This is a genomic window from Microcoleus sp. MON1_C5 (assembly GCF_036701875.1).
In the GTDB taxonomy this organism is placed as follows: domain Bacteria; phylum Cyanobacteriota; class Cyanobacteriia; order Cyanobacteriales; family Microcoleaceae; genus Microcoleus.
In genome coordinates, this window is sequence record NZ_JAUBRN010000159.1 from 1 (window position 1) to 1136 (window position 1136).

Genomic DNA, 1136 nt, shown 5'->3' on the forward strand with positions numbered 1-1136 from the left:
CTGCAACGGCAACTAAAAAATACTGAATATCTGACTCTCAAAATTTTGGTGTATCTCTTGCAATCTCAGAAACAAGTTAGCATTGAATCGCTGGCGACCTTAATGCCTTATCCGATCCAATTTGAAAGCAGAAGACGCAGCGTACAAAGATTTTTAAAACTATCTAGCCTCAACATTGAGAGCCTATGGTTTCCTCTCGTTCAAGAAATTTTAAAAGCAAAATTTCCCCAGACTCAGACACTTAAATTAGCTATCGATCGAACGCAATGGCGGGACAAAAATATTTTTGTAATTAGTGTGATATGGTGCCAGCGCGCGCTCCCTTTATACTGGCAAATTTTGGACAAGAAAGGAAGCAGTAACATTGAAGAACAAAAATCTCTAATCCTCCCTGTTTTATCGCTATTAAAAAAATATGCAATCATCATCTTAGGCGACCGTGAATTTGGTAGCGTTAAGTTGGGTAGCTGGCTCTGCGACCAACAAGTTAAGTTTGTTTTTAGGGTAAAACAAGAGCGTTATATCCAGCAAGAATCTCGCGAATATATTCACCTGTCAGAGTTAGGATTATTGCCCGGAACTCAGTTTTTTATCACAGATGTTAAAGTCACGAAACAACAAGGTTTTGGCAAGTTTAATGTCGCTGGTTATTGGCGCCGTAAATATCGGGGTAAGGTTGAAGATGAGGGTTGGTATCTGCTGACTAATTTAACCAGCTCACAAGAAGCGATCGCTGCGTTCAAATGTCGTAGTGGGATTGAAGCTATGTTCAAAGATTGCAAAACAGGCGGTTATAATCTAGAAAAGAGCCACGCTAATAATCAGCGTTTAACAAGTTTGATATTACTGATAGCCATTGCCTATAGCTGTGCTATCCTCCAGGGCAAAAAAATCAAGAATATGGGAATTCAAAAATATGTGGGTAGGTTAACTGAATGTGGGCGCTCGATACGTCGCCATAGTAGTTTTTGGATAGGATTATATGGTCAATGTTGGGTAATTGGCATGGAATTTTGTCAAGATGTTATTACTGAATTAATGAGAATCAGGCGCAATAAACTACCGTTTTTTCAGAGGGGTCTAAGGGCTATGTCCTTTATTTTATCAATGTTTTGACGGGGTTGTCACCCCGTCAA

General features: G+C 39.5%; 1 protein-coding gene. It reads left to right on the plus strand.

What is annotated here, in order from left to right:
- The coding region (locus tag QUA71_RS29145; RefSeq protein WP_445243841.1) for an IS4 family transposase at nucleotides 1-1116 on the plus strand (1116 nt) is incomplete at its 5' end.
- Nucleotides 1117-1136 lie beyond the last annotated feature (20 nt).